Below are 13,445 nucleotides of genomic sequence, written 5' to 3'. Positions count from 1 at the left end.
GCGGCTGGGACCGCATGCGCGTCTCCTCAGGCCGATCGGGCGTCAGGCGAAGAGCCCCGACCCGACGAAGTCGCTCTCGTCGCGCGCCCCGGGCGGGACCGCGAACACCGCAGACCCGACGTGCTTGATGTACTCGTTGAGCGCGTCGTTCGCGAGGTTCTGCTGCACCGTGACGAACTGCTGCGGCGACCGCTGGAACGAGAGGAAGAACAGCCCCGCATTGAGCCGCCCGAGCTCGTCGTTCCCGTCGACGAAGTTGTAACCGCGCCGCAGCAGCCGCACCCCGCCGTTCACGGTCGGGTGCGCGAGCCGCACGTGCGACTCCTTGTCGATGAGCGGAGTCCCGGTCGCACCGGCGGTGTCGAAGTCGGGTTCGGTGAACTCGTCACCGCCCGACAGCGGGGCGCCCGATCCCTTGCTCCGGCCGATCACGCGCTCCTGCTCGCCGAGCTGGCTGCGGTCCCAGGTCTCGATGATCATCCGGACCTTGCGCGCGACCAGGAAGCTGCCGCCGACCAGCCAGTCGGGGCCGTCGGATCCCTGCACCCAGACGTGCTCCTCGACGGCGTCCGCCTCCTCGGACTTCACGTTCGCGGTGCCGTCCTTGAACCCGAAGAGGTTGCGAGGGGTCGCCTGCGCGGTCGAGGTCGACGAGGTGCGTCCGAAGCCGAGCTGCGACCAGCGGATCGACGCGCGGCCGAAGGCGATGCGGCTGAGGTTGCGGATCGCGTGCACGGCGACCTGCGGATCGTCGGCGCAGGCCTGGATGCAGAGGTCGCCTCCGCTGCCCGCAGGCAGCAGCGCGTCGCCGCGGAAGCGGGGGAGCGCCTCGAGCTCCGGCGGTCGGCGATCGGCGAGGCCGAAGCGGTCGGTGCCGTCGGCGTCCGTGAAGAGGGTCGGCCCGAAGCCGAACGTCACGGTGAGCGACGCGGCGTCCAGGCCGAGTGCCTCGCCCGTGTCCTGGGGAGGAGCCGTGTCGGGGCCGCCGACCGCGCCCTCCTCGCTCATCTCGAGGCCCCGGGTGAGGCGGGAGGCCGCGAGCGTCCAATCCTGGAGCAGCTCGATCAGATCCTCGCGCGTGGTCCCGGAGGCGACGTCGAAGGCGGCGAAGTGCAGGCGGTCCTGCGCGGCGGTGGTGATGCCGGCCTGGTTCGCGCCGAAGAACGGCACCGTGTTCGCGGCACCGGAGTCGCTCGCGCTGGCGGCCGAGGTCACCGCGAACGTGCCGCCGACCCCCGCGGCGATGCCGGCGGTCCCGGCCGAGACGAGGCCGAGCAGCCCGCGCCGCGAGAGGCGGCGGGGCTGCTCGGCCGGGGCGGTCGACTCGACGTCGGCCGCGGTCTGGTCCTCGCCCACTACTCCGCGGGCTCCTCGACGCCGAGCACGGTGTGGGTGAGCTGCGAGAGCGGCTCCGAGAGGGCGTTCACCTGGTCCGAGAGCTCCTTCTTCTGGTCGGCCGTCAGGGTCGAGTAGGCGACGAAGCCGGAGTCGATCGAGCCGTACTGCGCGAGCATCGCGTCGAGCTCGGTGAAGCGCTCGGAGATCTGCGCGGTGAGGTCGGCGCCGTCGTCGCCTGTCGCGGTGGCGATGGGCTCGACGTTGCCGAAGGCGACCTCGGCGCCCTGCACGTTGGCGGCGAAGTCCATCAGGTCGGTGCTCGACCACCAGTCCTCCTCGCCGGTGATCTTGCCGGCGGCGACCTCGTCCAGCAGCCCGATGGCTCCGTTCGAGATGTCGCCGACCGAGACGGTGAAGTCGGAGGCGTACACGAGGTCGTAGAGGCTCTGCACGTCGTCGACGAGGCCCTGCCCGAACTCGGCGCGCTGCTCGGGCGTCGACGGTGCCCAGTCGAGGTAGGCGCTGGTGCCGTCCGAGTTGAGCGCGTCCGGCGCCGGCACCCAGAGGTCCTTCTCGATGCGGTGGAAGCCGGTCCAGTCCAGGCCCTCGGCGACGGCGTCGACCTCGCGGTAGTCGATCTTCGGGTCGAGGTCGCCGAACGCCTCGGCGGTCGGCTCGATGCGCTCGTAGAACACGCGCGTCGAGGCGAAGAGGCTGCGCGCGGTCTCGTCGTCGCCGGCGACGTAGGCGTCGGTGAAGGCCTTGATGGCGGGGAGGAGCTCGCCGGCCTGCGACTTCACGTAGGCGATGTAGTTGGTGACGGCGGCCTCGGTGGCGGCCTTCTCATCGGCCGACTGCTCGGTCGCCTCGCCGGTCACGGTGAAAGCGGTGAGTCCGATCGGGGCGCCGACCTGCTGGAACTTGCAGGCCGTGTAGTAGGTGCCCGGCTCGAGCTGCGCGACGTACGAGACGCTCTGGCCCGGAGTGACGTTCTCCTTCTCGCCGACGATGCGCAGCTTGTCCTCGGCGAGGATCTCGAACTCGTTGACGTCCGTTCCCGTGTTCTCGAGCGCGAACGTGACGGCCCCGGCCTCGGCCGTGGCCGTCGACACCTCGCACGCGTCGTCGCTGATGGCGACGTCGAGCGCGGCGGAGGAGGAGGCGGTCGCGTTCGGCACGCAGCCGGTGAGGATCAGCGCGAGCGCGCCGGCGCCGGCGAGGCCGGTGAGGACGCGGGGGAGCGGGGGTCGAGTGCGCGAGGGCATTGTTCTCCTGGTGTCGAGGGAGGTCGGTCCGGCGATGCCGGAGCGGGAAGAGTCAGACCGAGGCGGTCGTGGGTGCCGCGGTCGGGGCCGCACTGCCCCGACGGGGCCTGCGGAGGCGGACCTGGCGGACGAAGAGCACCCCGACGACGACGAGGTAGAGCAGCCACGCGGCGAACTGCAGCGCGGTCGGCTCGGGCGTGTAGTTGAAGAGGCCGCCGAGGACGGCCGTGATCGGCGCCGGGAGGATCGAGCCGAGGCTGAACAGCGGCGCGCTCCCGCCGGGCAGAAGCGACGCCTCCTGCAGATCGCCGACGCCGTACGACAGCACGCCGGCCGCGACCAGGATCAGGAATCCGCCTGTCCAGGTGAAGAACCGGCCGAGGTCGATGCGGACGAAGCCGCGGAAGATCAGGTACGCGATGACCACCGCGCTGAGGATCCCGAGGAACGCGCCGATCGTGCCGACCCACGCGTCCGATCCGGAGTCGGCGCTGCTCGCGGAGACGCTCGCCCACACGAAGAGCGCCGTCTCGATGCCCTCGCGGCCGACGCTGATGAAGCCGAGCACCACGATCCCGATCGCCGAGCCCGCCACCGCGCCGTCGAGCTTCGACTCGAGCTCGCCCTTCAGGCTCCGGGCGTTGGCACCCATCCAGAAGATCATCCAGGTGACCAGGCCGACGGCGAGGATCGAGAGACCGCCGCCGAGCAGCTCCTGCGCCTGGAAGGACAGGCCGTACGGGCCCCAGGTGAGGATCGCGCCCGTGGTGAGCGAGAGCACGATCGCGGCCGCGATCCCGACCCACAGCCGGGGCAGGACGTCTCTGCGGCCGAGCTTGGTGAGGTACGCCACGAGGATGCCGACGACGAGGCCGGCTTCGAGGCCTTCGCGAAGGCCGATGAGGTAGTTTGCGAGCACGCGTGTTCTCTTGGTCGTGGGCGGGGAGGACGGGGCGGCACCCGCCCCGGGCCGCTTTCCTTCGGTAAGCCTTGCCTTACCGAGGTCGACTGTAGCTCGACGCCCGCGCGCCTGTCCAGAAGTGGCGCGGGCCGGAGGAACACGCCGGACGAGAGGCGGAGAGTGGACGCGACCATTGCCGGCGTGACCGAGAGGGTCGTGGCGGTCCACGCCCACCCCGACGACGAGAGCATCACCATGGGCGGCACTCTGGCGCGGCTCGTGGCCCAGGGCGCGGCCGTCACCGTCGTCACCGCGACGCGGGGCGAGCGCGGCGAGGTGATCCCCGACGACCTCGCGTCCCTCGAGGGCTCCGACCAGCTCGCCTCCCACCGCACCAGTGAGCTCGTCGTCGCCCTCACCGCACTCGGAGTCGCCGATCACCGCTTCCTCGGCGACGCGGGGGCTCGCGCGCCCGGGCTCGCTCCGCGGGTCTACCGCGACTCCGGCATGCAGTGGGGCCCCGGGCGCGTGCCCGTCCCACTCGAGCCGGCCGATCCCGCCTCCCTCACCAGCGCCGACGAGGAGGAGGAGATCGCCGATCTCGTCGCGGTCCTCGTGCAGACCGGTGCCTCGACCGTGCTCTCCTATGACGACGGAGGCGGCTACGGCCACCCCGACCACATCCGCATCGCGAGCGTCGCCCGGCGGGCGGCCGAGCACCTCGGCCTGCGCTTCCTCGCGGTCCTCCCGGTCGACGCCGAGCCGCTCCCCGGCGATGTCGTGATCGAGCTGAGCTCCGACGACCACGACCGCAAGCGCGCCGCCCTGCAGGCGCACGCGACGCAGCTCGTCGTCGAGGGGGACGACGCCCGGCTCTCCAGCGGGCCGCCCTTCCCGATCGGCCGCATCGAGCGCTTCCGCCCGGCGGCGCGACCGGCCGCCGTCGAGCCGGATGTCGAGGAGCGCCCCGACCTGCGCTCGCGCATACTCTCGGGTGTCGCTGCGGTCGCGGTCGGAGCCGTGGTGGGCACCATCACCACGGTCGCGCACCAGAGCACCGTGACCATCGGCGACGCCGTCCTCCCGCTCGGTCTCGCCGCCTCGCTCGCCGCGGTGCTCCTCCTCCTCCTGGGTCTGCGCCTCGTGATGGTCGACCGCCTCGTGGCCTTCTGCACTGCGATGGGGCTCCTCGGAGTCATCGGCCTGCTCGCCCTGCGCAGCGCCGGCGGCTCGGTGCTGGTACCGGCCAACGGCCTGGGGATCGCCTGGACGTTCCTGCCCGCGCTGATCGCCCTCGTGGTGATCGCGTGGCCACGCCTGCGCCCCCCTCGGCGCAGCGACGCCGCGGCCCCGCCGCTCCCCGTACGATAGAGACCTCTGTTCGAAGGGACGTCCACGACCGTGACCTACGTGATCGCACTTCCGTGCGTCGATGTCAAAGACCGCGCCTGCATCGACGAATGCCCGGTCGACTGCATCTACGAAGGCGAGCGCTCGCTCTACATCCACCCCGACGAGTGCGTCGACTGCGGTGCCTGCGAGCCGGTCTGCCCCGTGGAGGCCATCTACTACGAGGACGACCTGCCCGAGGAGTGGTCCGACTACTACAAGGCCAACGTCGAGTTCTTCGACGAGATCGGCTCGCCCGGCGGTGCCGCGAAGGTCGGAGTGATCGCGAAGGACCACCCGGTCGTCGCCGTCCTGCCTCCCCAGAGCCACTGAGCGGTCCCTCCGTGGCACTCGGAGCCCTGCCCGACTACCCGTGGGACCTCATGGGTCCCTACGCCCGCACCGCGGCCGCGCACCCGGGCGGGATCGTCGATCTCTCGATCGGATCGCCCGTCGACCCGACTCCGGGCGCGATCCGCGAGGCGCTCGCCCGCGCGACCGACGCGCACTCCTACCCGACGACCGTCGGCACCCCCGCTCTGCGGGAGGCGATCACGGCCTGGTACGCCCGTCGTCGCGGGGTGACCGGACTCGGTCTCGACGAGGTGCTGCCCACCATCGGCTCGAAGGAGCTCGTGGCCTGGCTGCCGTTCCTCCTCGGGCTCGGCGAGGGCGACGTCGTGGTGCACCCCCGGGCGGCCTACCCGACCTACGCGATGGGCGCGGCGATCGCGGGGGCCGAGGTCCTCGCCTCCGACGATCCCGACGAGTGGCCCGAGGCGACGCGCCTGGTCTGGCTGAACTCGCCCGGCAACCCCGATGGAGCGGTGCTCGACGTGCAGGCGCTGCAGCGCGCCGTCGCTCGGGCCCGCGAGCTCGGAGCCGTGATCGCGGGAGACGAGTGCTACGCCGAGCTCGGCTGGGACGGCCGCTGGGCCGCAGAGCCGATCCCGAGCGTCCTCGACCCCCGCGTCGTGGGCGAGAGCCGCGACGGCGTCCTCGGCGTGTACTCGCTGAGCAAGCAGTCGAACCTCGCCGGCTACCGCGCCGCCTTCGTCGCCGGAGACGCGGCCCTCATCGCGCGCCTGGTCACGGTCCGCAAGCACGCCGGCATGATCGTGCCCGCCCCGCTCCAGGAGGCGATGATCGTCGCCCTCGCCGACGACGAGCACGTCGCCGAGCAGAAGGAGCGCTACCGAGCCCGCCGCGACCTGCTGCGCCCCGCTCTCGAGGCCGCCGGCTTCCGGATCGACCGCAGCGAGGCGGGCCTCTACCTGTGGGCGACCGAGGGGCGACCGGCCTGGGAGTCGATCGAGCGGCTGGCCCGCATCGGGGTCCTCGCGGGCCCCGGCGTCTTCTACGGCGACCACTTCACCGAGCACGTGCGGCTCTCGCTGACCGCCACCGACGAGCGGATCTCGGCCGCCGCCGACCGCCTCGCCGCCGGACTCTGACGCGCCTCCGCAGCCGATCCTGGAGGGATCCCACAGAGCGAGGCCGGCAGCGCTGGGGGGTGCAACAGTGCCCCCGCTTTGCCCATAGGCTGTATGTGGTTCGGTCGATGTCGCCTCACAACGGCGCAGGCTGCGCCACCATCCAGACCCGGCGCCGCCCGCTCCGTGCGAGCGTGCGCAGGGGTGCGACGTGACGACCTGGGAGGCGTTGTGACCGAATCCGGTACGCAGAGCGACGGACCCGCGACGGTGGAGACGCCCGAGCCCGCCACGGAGAGCGCGCCGGCAGCGGCCGAGGCCCAGCCCGAGAAGGTCACGCTGACCTTCGGCGATCGGACGGCGGAGTTCCCCGTCCTCCGCAGCGTCGACGGCTCCTCGAGCATCGACTTCTCGACGCTGTCGAAGCAGACCGGCTTCATGTCGCTCGACTACGGCTTCGTGAACACCGCGGCGACCAAGTCGCACATCACCTACATCGACGGCGACCAGGGCATCCTCCGCTACCGCGGCTACCCGATCGAAGAGGTCGCCACGAACGCGACCTACCTCGAGGTGGCCTGGCTCCTGATCTACGGCGAGCTGCCCACCGCCGACGAGCTCGCGGGCTTCGACGAGCGCATCCGCCGTCACACGCTCCTGCACGAAGACCTGAAGCGCTTCTTCGACGCCCTCCCGCACAACGCGCACCCCATGTCGGTGCTCTCGGCGGGCGTCTCGGCCCTCTCGACCTACTACGAGGAGACGTCGAACCCGAAGGATCCGGAGGCGGTCGAGCTGACCACCATCCGCCTCCTCGCGAAGCTGCCCGTGATGGCGGCCTACGCGCACAAGAAGGCGATCGGCCAGGCCTTCCTCTACCCCGACAACTCGCTGAGCTTCGTCGACAACTTCCTGCGGCTCAACTTCGGCACCATGGCCGAGCCGTACGAGATCGACCCCGTGCTCTCGAAGGCGCTCGACCGCCTCCTCATCCTCCACGAGGACCACGAGCAGAACGCGTCGACGTCGACCGTCCGCCTCGTTGGCTCCACCGAGGCCAACCTCTACGCCTCCGTCTCGGCCGGCATCAACGCACTGTTCGGGCCGCTGCACGGCGGAGCGAACGAAGCCGTGCTGACCATGCTCGGCCGCATCCGCGAATCGGGCGAGAGCGTCTCCACCTTCGTCGAGCGGGTGAAGAACAAGGAGGAGGGCGTGCGCCTGATGGGCTTCGGCCACCGGGTGTACAAGAACTACGACCCGCGCGCGAAGCTCGTCAAGGAGAGCGCGGGCGAGGTGCTGCAGGCGCTCGGAGTGAAGGATCCGCTCCTCGACATCGCGATGGAGCTCGAGGCCCTCGCGCTCGAGGACGACTACTTCAAGGAGCGTCGCCTCTACCCGAACGTCGACTTCTACACCGGCGTCATCTACAAGGCGATGGGCTTCCCGACGCGGATGTTCACCGTGCTGTTCGCCATCGGCAGGCTCCCCGGCTGGATCGCGCACTGGCGCGAGATGAACCTCGACCCGCAGACCAAGATCGGCCGCCCCCAGCAGCTCTACATGGGCGCCCCCGAGCGCCACTGGCCCGAGGGCCGCTGAGGCGCCTGCGGCTCCCGCTCTCGGGCCTACCCTTCGCTGGGCGGGCCCCGCGGCTCCCGCTCTCTGGCCCACCCCTCGCTGGGTGGGCCTCGCGGAGAGCCGGCCCGACGCTGGCGGGCCATTCCTTGCTGATCGAGTAGCCCGCGCAGCGGGCGTATCGAGATCCACGTCCGTCAGAAGGATGGGCCAGGGGCCTCGTCCGCTGACGCTGGTGGGTCTCGATACGCCCCTCCGGGGCTACTCGACCAGCATGGACTGCGCCCCTTCCATACTGATCGAGTAGCCCGCGCAGCGGGCGTATCGAGATCCACGTCCGTCAGAAGGATGGGGCAGGGGCCTCGTCCGCTGACGCTGGTGGGTCTCGATACGCCCCTCCGGGGCTACTCGACCAGCATGGATTACGCCCCTTCCATGCTGATCGAGTAGCCCGCGCAGCGGGCGTATCGAGATCCACGTCCGTCAGAAGGATGGGGCAGAGGCCTCGTCTGCTGACGATGGTGGGTCTCGATACGCCCCTCCGGGGCTACTCGACCAGCATGGACTGCGCCCCTGCGGGGCTGTGGGCTCGACCAGCGTGCTCGCGGGGGCTGAGCGAGCGTGCCGCCGGCCGTCAGGCGTGCAGCGCCGCGTTCAGCTCGATGCCGGCGCCGGTGCGGGCCAGCACCTCGACGGCGCCGCTGAGCGAGTTGCGGCGGAAGAGCAGGTTCGGCACGCCCGAGAGCTCCACGGCCTTGACCGTCTGCGGTCGCCCGTCGGGTCGCGGCGCTCCGCCCACGATGACGACCTTCGTGCCCGCCGTCACGTAGAGCCCGGCCTCCACGACGGAGTCGTCGCCGATCGAGATCCCGATCCCGGAGTTGGCGCCGAGCAGAGCCCGTGCCCCGATCGACACGCGCTGCACGCCTCCGCCCGAGAGCGTGCCCATGATCGAGGCGCCGCCGCCGATGTCGGAGCCGTCTCCCACGACGACGCCCTGCGAGATCCGCCCCTCGACCATCGAGCTGCCGAGCGTTCCGGCGTTGAAGTTCACGAAGCCCTCGTGCATCACCGTGGTCCCCGGAGCGAGGTGGGCGCCGAGACGCACGCGCGACGTGTCCGCGATGCGCACCTTCGCCGGAGTCACGTAGTCGGTCAGGCGCGGGAACTTGTCGATCCCGGCCGCCTGGATCCCGTGGCGGCGCAGCGACGGGCGGAGCCGGGTGAACGACTCCGGTGCCACGGGCCCGGCGTTCGTCCACACCACGTTCGGGAGGTGTGCGAAGACGCCGTCGAGGTTGATCGTGTTCGGCCGCACGAGCAGGTGCGAGAGCAGGTGCAGGCGCAGGTACGCGTCGGAGGTCGAGGCCGGCGGCGCCTGGGTGTCGATCTGCAGGGTGACCACGTCGATGCGGACCTCCCGGCGGGGGTCCTCCTCCGCGAGCGCCTCGAACTCGGCCGGCACGATCCACGGGTCTCGGCCGGCGGGGATGACGCCCAGGCGCGGCTCGGGGAACCAGGTGTCGAGGACGGTGCCGTCCGAGGCGATCGTGGCGAGCCCGTAGCCCCAGGCCGAGGCGGGCACGGCGGAGGCGGGCGCGGCGGAGTCTGCGGAGTGCTCGGGGGTCATGCGCCCAGGGTAGCGCGGGCGCCGCGGCCGGTACCCTGGGCTCCATGCCCGCTCCGACCCCCGTCGTCCCCGCTGTCGCGGCGCTGGATCTCCGCTCCGATCCGATCGCGCTGACCCGGGCGCTCTGCGACATCCCGTCGGTCTCGGGCGACGAGTCGGCCCTGGCCGATGCCGTCGAGAGGGCCCTCGCGCCGTTCGACCACCTCGAGGTGATCCGAGACGGCGACACGATCGTCGCCCGGACCGCCCTCGGTCGTGCCCAGCGCGTCGTGATCGCGGGGCACCTCGACACGGTCCCGATCAACGACAACCTCCCCGTGCGCGACGAGACGATCGACGGGGTCGAGCACCTCGTCGGGCGCGGCACCGTCGACATGAAGGCCGGAGTCGCGGTGCAGCTCGTGCTCGCCGCCGAGCTCGTTGATCCGGTCGTCGACATCACCTGGATGTGGTACGACAACGAGGAGGTCGCCTCCGATCTCAACGGGCTCGGCCGTCTAGCGCGTAGTCGCCCCGAACTCTTCGCCGCCGATTTCGCCGTCCTCGGCGAGCCGACCGCCGCCGAGGTCGAGGGCGGCTGCAACGGCACCCTCCGAATCGACGTCACCACCCGCGGTCGCCGGGCGCACTCGGCGCGCAGCTGGGTCGGCGAGAACGCGATCCACGCCGCCGCCCCGATCCTCGACCGACTCGCCGCCTACGAGCCGCGCAGCGTCGAGGTCGACGGGCTGGTCTACCGCGAGGGCGTCAACGCCGTCCGCATCTCGGGCGGAGTCGCGGGCAACGTCATCCCCGACCTCTGCACCGTGCACGTCAACTACCGCTTCGCACCGGATCGCAGCGGCGGAGAGGCGGTCGCGCACCTCCGCGAGCTCTTCGACGGCTTCGAGGTCGAGGTCGCCGATCTCGCCGAGGGTGCACGGCCCGGCCTGGACGCCCCGCTCGCCGCGGCCTTCATCGCCGCCGTGGGCGCCGAGGCGAAGCCGAAGTACGGCTGGACCGACGTCGCCCGCTTCTCGGCGCTGGGCGTCCCCGCCGTCAACTACGGTCCCGGCGATCCGCTCCTCGCCCACGCCGACGACGAGCGCGTGGCCGTCCACGAGATCACCGACTGCGCAGCCGGCCTCCGCCGCTGGCTCGGGGGCACGGCATGAGCGCCGTGACGGCACAGCCCTCCGTGCGGAGGAGGGCTCGGCTGCGACTCGTCCCGTGGTGGGTGCGGGTCCTCGCCGTCTTCCTCCTGACGCGCGTGGTCACGACGGTGATCCTGCTGCAGTTCGCCGCGAACCAGGCGCAGAACTCCTGGACCGGCCCGTCCCCCTCCTACGTCGGCTTCGCCTCGATGTGGGACGGCCGCTGGTACGAGATCATCGCGACGGCCGGCTACCCGTCGGTGCTGCCGGTGACGGACACGGGCGAGATCGGCGAGAACGCGTGGGCGTTCATGCCGCTGTACCCGGCCGTGGTGCGACTCCTGATGGCGGTCACCGGCCTCGGCTGGGCCACGGCCGCCGTCGCGGTCTCGGTGGTCTGCGGAGCGGTCACCTGCCTCGTCCTCTACCGCCTCTTCCGGCACTCGCTCAGCGAGGCGCAGTCGCTGATCGCGGTGCTGCTCTTCTGCGTCGCGCCGACCTCGCCGATGATGCAGCTCGCCTACGCCGAGTCGGCCGCGATGATGCTGACGGCGATCACGCTGCTCCTGCTCGTGCGGCGGCAGTACGCCTGGGTGTTCCCGGTCGTGCTCCTGCTCGGACTGACGCGTCCGAGCGGTCTCGCCTTCGCCGCGGCGATGGGCCTCTACGTCGTCGTGCGCTACGTCCGGCGAGCGCGCGAGCCGTTCCCGCGCAGCGACTGGCTGCCCGCGGTCGCGCTCACCGGCTGGGGCCTCGTCGTCGGCTTCTCCTGGCCCGCCGCCGCCTGGGCGGTGACCGGATCGCCGACCGCCTACACCGACACCGAGCTGGCGTGGCGGTCGGCCTACATCGGCTACCAGGAGCTGTTCCCCTTCACCTCGTGGTTCCAGAGCGGGGCGTGGTGGGGCGACTGGTGGTTCGGCGCTCCGCTGGTCGGCATCGCGATCGTGGTGCTGCTGGTCGCGGTCTTCGTGGGCATCCTCGCCGCCCCGTGGACCAGGCGGCTCGACCTCTTCAGCCGGGCCTGGGTCGCGGGCTACGGCGTCTACCTGTTCGCCTTCTTCTTCCCGCAGTCGAGCACCTTCCGGCTGCTGGGGCCGATGTTCCCGCTGGTCGGCGCTCTCGCCGTGCCGCGGTCGCCGCTGTTCCGCTGCACCCTCGTGGCACTCGGGATCGTCGGTCAGATCGTCTGGATCTCGATCTGCTGGGCCGTCGACGGCTACGACTGGACTCCGCCGTGATCGGCAACCCCTGAGCGCCCTCCCAGGGGCGGATTTCGTGAGGGACGCGGATGCACGATAATAGAGGGATACGTCACGAAAGGGGAACTCTATGGCGGCCATGAAGCCGAGGACCGGAGACGGACCGATGGAGGCTGTTAAGGAGGGGCGACTCATCGTCGTGCGCGTTCCGCTCGAAGGAGGCGGACGCCTCGTCGTCTCAGTCAACGATGCAGAGGCGAAAGAACTCCACGACGCTCTCGCGTCGGTGGTGGCTCCCGCCTGACCTGCTCCATCGAGAACGCCCGTCGCACCCCGTGCGGCGGGCGTTCCCTCGTTGACGGGACAGTTCGAGCGGCTCAGGCGCGGCGCTTGTTGGCCTGCAGCAGTCCGTCGCCGATGGGGGAGAGCACGCTGACGACGGCGGGCGAGGCGCAGACCTCGGCGACGAGCGTGCGGAAGGCCGACGCGATCTCGTCGCGCTGGGCCGGGTTCGAGACGCGGCCGCGCCAGAGGGCGTGCGGCACCAGGACGGTCCCACCCGGACGCACCAGCCGCAGGGCGTGCTCGACGTTCTCGATGACCTGCAGCGGGTCGCCGTCGACGAAGACGATGTCGTACGAGTTCTCGTTCATCCGGGGGAGCACCTCGAGCGCGCGGCCCGGGATGAGCCGGAGGCGGTTGGGCGAGACGCCGGCCTCGTGGAACTGGGCGCGCGCGTGCTGCTGGTGCACCGCCTCCGAGTCGATGGAGGTGAGCATCGCCTCGGGGGCGCCGTCGAGGAGCCAGAGGCCGCTCACGCCGGTGCCCGTGCCGATCTCGATGATCGACGTGGCCCGCGCGGCGGCCGCGACCAGGGCCGACTGTGCGCCGATCGACGGCGCGACGGCGTCGATGCCCAGCTCGATCGAGAGCCGGCGGGCGGAGGCGATCGCCTCCGGTTCGACGATGGCGTCCTCGGCGTACTTCCAGTTGGCATCCTTGTCGGACACGGAGGGACTCCCTTTCGTCGATGCGGCGGGCGGATCGCGCCTGCTGCACGGTCAGGCTACGGTGGCGCGCGAGGTCGGTGACGCAGGCGCGGCGGGTTACTCTTGTCTCGTGTTCGGTTTGACGTTCGACAAGCTCCTGATCATCGGGATCATCGCGGTCTTCGTGCTGGGCCCCGATCGTCTGCCGCACTACGCCGCTCAGCTCGGCCAGCTCGTGCGCAAGGTCCGCGGATACGCCACTCAGGCGCGCGAGCGGGTCAAGGACGAGATGGGCGAGGAGTTCAACGAGGTCGACTGGAAGAAGCTCGACCCGCGCCAGTACGACCCGCGCCGCATCATCCGCGACGCCCTGCTGGAAGACGACACGCCTGCTCCCACGGTGAAGCCGCCGACCGCCGTCGCCGCGCCCGTCACCACTACTGCCGCCTCGCAGGACAGCTACTACACGACCATGAAGCGCTCCGCCGGTGCCGGCGAGCTCGCGACGGTGGCCCCGCCGCCCGTCGACTCCGAAGCCACCTGAGCTCCTCCGCCGGCTGAGGTCGGTACCGCTGCCGTGCCCGTGC

General features: G+C 71.3%; 13 protein-coding genes. 8 read left to right on the top strand and 5 right to left on the bottom strand.

Annotation, left to right across the window (positions count from 1 at the left end):
• Positions 1–42 precede the first annotated feature (42 nt).
• Genes efeB through efeU form a run of 3 tightly spaced genes read right to left on the bottom strand, consistent with a single transcriptional unit; the run spans position 43 to position 3,522 of the window.
• On the bottom strand, positions 43–1,356 hold the full coding sequence (gene efeB / locus GRS92_RS11495; RefSeq protein ID WP_159856427.1) for an iron uptake transporter deferrochelatase/peroxidase subunit: 1,314 nt from the start codon (positions 1,354–1,356) through the stop codon (positions 43–45).
• Positions 1,356–2,603, bottom strand: a complete 1,248-nt coding sequence (gene efeO / locus GRS92_RS11490) for an iron uptake system protein EfeO (protein WP_159856425.1) — start codon at positions 2,601–2,603, stop codon at positions 1,356–1,358. The genes efeB and efeO overlap by 1 nt, the downstream gene beginning before the upstream one ends.
• A gap of 52 nt (positions 2,604–2,655) precedes the next feature.
• The gene (gene efeU, locus GRS92_RS11485) at positions 2,656–3,522 is read right to left on the bottom strand and encodes an iron uptake transporter permease EfeU (RefSeq protein ID WP_159856423.1); all 867 of its coding nucleotides are present in this window, start codon (positions 3,520–3,522) and stop codon (positions 2,656–2,658) included.
• A 183-nt stretch (positions 3,523–3,705) separates the two neighbouring features.
• On the opposite strand from efeU, the gene GRS92_RS11480 reads away from it, so the two are divergent.
• The 4 genes from GRS92_RS11480 (at position 3,706) to GRS92_RS11465 (ending at position 7,928) form a co-directional block, all read left to right on the top strand.
• Entirely contained in the window at positions 3,706–4,875 is a 1,170-nt protein-coding gene (locus GRS92_RS11480) for a PIG-L family deacetylase (protein ID WP_159856421.1), read from the top strand.
• A 30-nt stretch (positions 4,876–4,905) separates the two neighbouring features.
• Entirely contained in the window at positions 4,906–5,226 is a 321-nt protein-coding gene (fdxA, locus tag GRS92_RS11475; protein ID WP_159856419.1) for a ferredoxin, read from the top strand.
• A gap of 11 nt (positions 5,227–5,237) precedes the next feature.
• Entirely contained in the window at positions 5,238–6,347 is a 1,110-nt protein-coding gene (gene dapC, locus GRS92_RS11470) for a succinyldiaminopimelate transaminase (protein WP_159856417.1), read from the top strand.
• A 318-nt stretch (positions 6,348–6,665) separates the two neighbouring features.
• Positions 6,666–7,928, top strand: coding sequence for a citrate synthase (locus tag GRS92_RS11465; protein WP_235022001.1), 1,263 nt, complete (start codon positions 6,666–6,668; stop codon positions 7,926–7,928).
• A 610-nt stretch (positions 7,929–8,538) separates the two neighbouring features.
• Here GRS92_RS11465 and dapD read toward each other — a convergent pair.
• Entirely contained in the window at positions 8,539–9,534 is a 996-nt protein-coding gene (dapD, locus tag GRS92_RS11460) for a 2,3,4,5-tetrahydropyridine-2,6-dicarboxylate N-succinyltransferase (protein WP_159856415.1), read from the bottom strand.
• Between the two features lie 44 nt (positions 9,535–9,578).
• Between dapD and dapE the strand changes: the two genes are divergently transcribed.
• The 3 genes from dapE to GRS92_RS11445 all read left to right on the top strand — a co-directional run bounded on the left by dapE (position 9,579) and on the right by GRS92_RS11445 (position 12,173).
• Entirely contained in the window at positions 9,579–10,688 is a 1,110-nt protein-coding gene (gene dapE, locus GRS92_RS11455) for a succinyl-diaminopimelate desuccinylase (protein ID WP_159856413.1), read from the top strand.
• The gene (locus GRS92_RS11450) at positions 10,685–11,908 is read left to right on the top strand and encodes a hypothetical protein (RefSeq protein ID WP_235021968.1); all 1,224 of its coding nucleotides are present in this window, start codon (positions 10,685–10,687) and stop codon (positions 11,906–11,908) included. The genes dapE and GRS92_RS11450 overlap by 4 nt, the downstream gene beginning before the upstream one ends.
• Before the next feature lie 91 nt (positions 11,909–11,999).
• Positions 12,000–12,173, top strand: a complete 174-nt coding sequence (locus tag GRS92_RS11445) for a DUF3117 domain-containing protein (protein ID WP_159856411.1) — start codon at positions 12,000–12,002, stop codon at positions 12,171–12,173.
• A 73-nt stretch (positions 12,174–12,246) separates the two neighbouring features.
• Here GRS92_RS11445 and GRS92_RS11440 read toward each other — a convergent pair whose 3' ends face one another.
• Entirely contained in the window at positions 12,247–12,879 is a 633-nt protein-coding gene (locus GRS92_RS11440) for an O-methyltransferase (RefSeq protein ID WP_159856409.1), read from the bottom strand.
• A gap of 109 nt (positions 12,880–12,988) precedes the next feature.
• Between GRS92_RS11440 and GRS92_RS11435 the strand changes: the two genes are divergently transcribed.
• Entirely contained in the window at positions 12,989–13,402 is a 414-nt protein-coding gene (locus tag GRS92_RS11435) for a twin-arginine translocase TatA/TatE family subunit (protein ID WP_159856407.1), read from the top strand.
• Positions 13,403–13,445 lie beyond the last annotated feature (43 nt).

This window comes from Rathayibacter sp. VKM Ac-2754 (assembly GCF_009807095.1).
Classification (GTDB): domain Bacteria; phylum Actinomycetota; class Actinomycetes; order Actinomycetales; family Microbacteriaceae; genus Rathayibacter.
The sequence above is the reverse complement of the archived record's forward strand: the minus strand, read 5'-3'. Positions and strand labels throughout refer to the sequence as shown.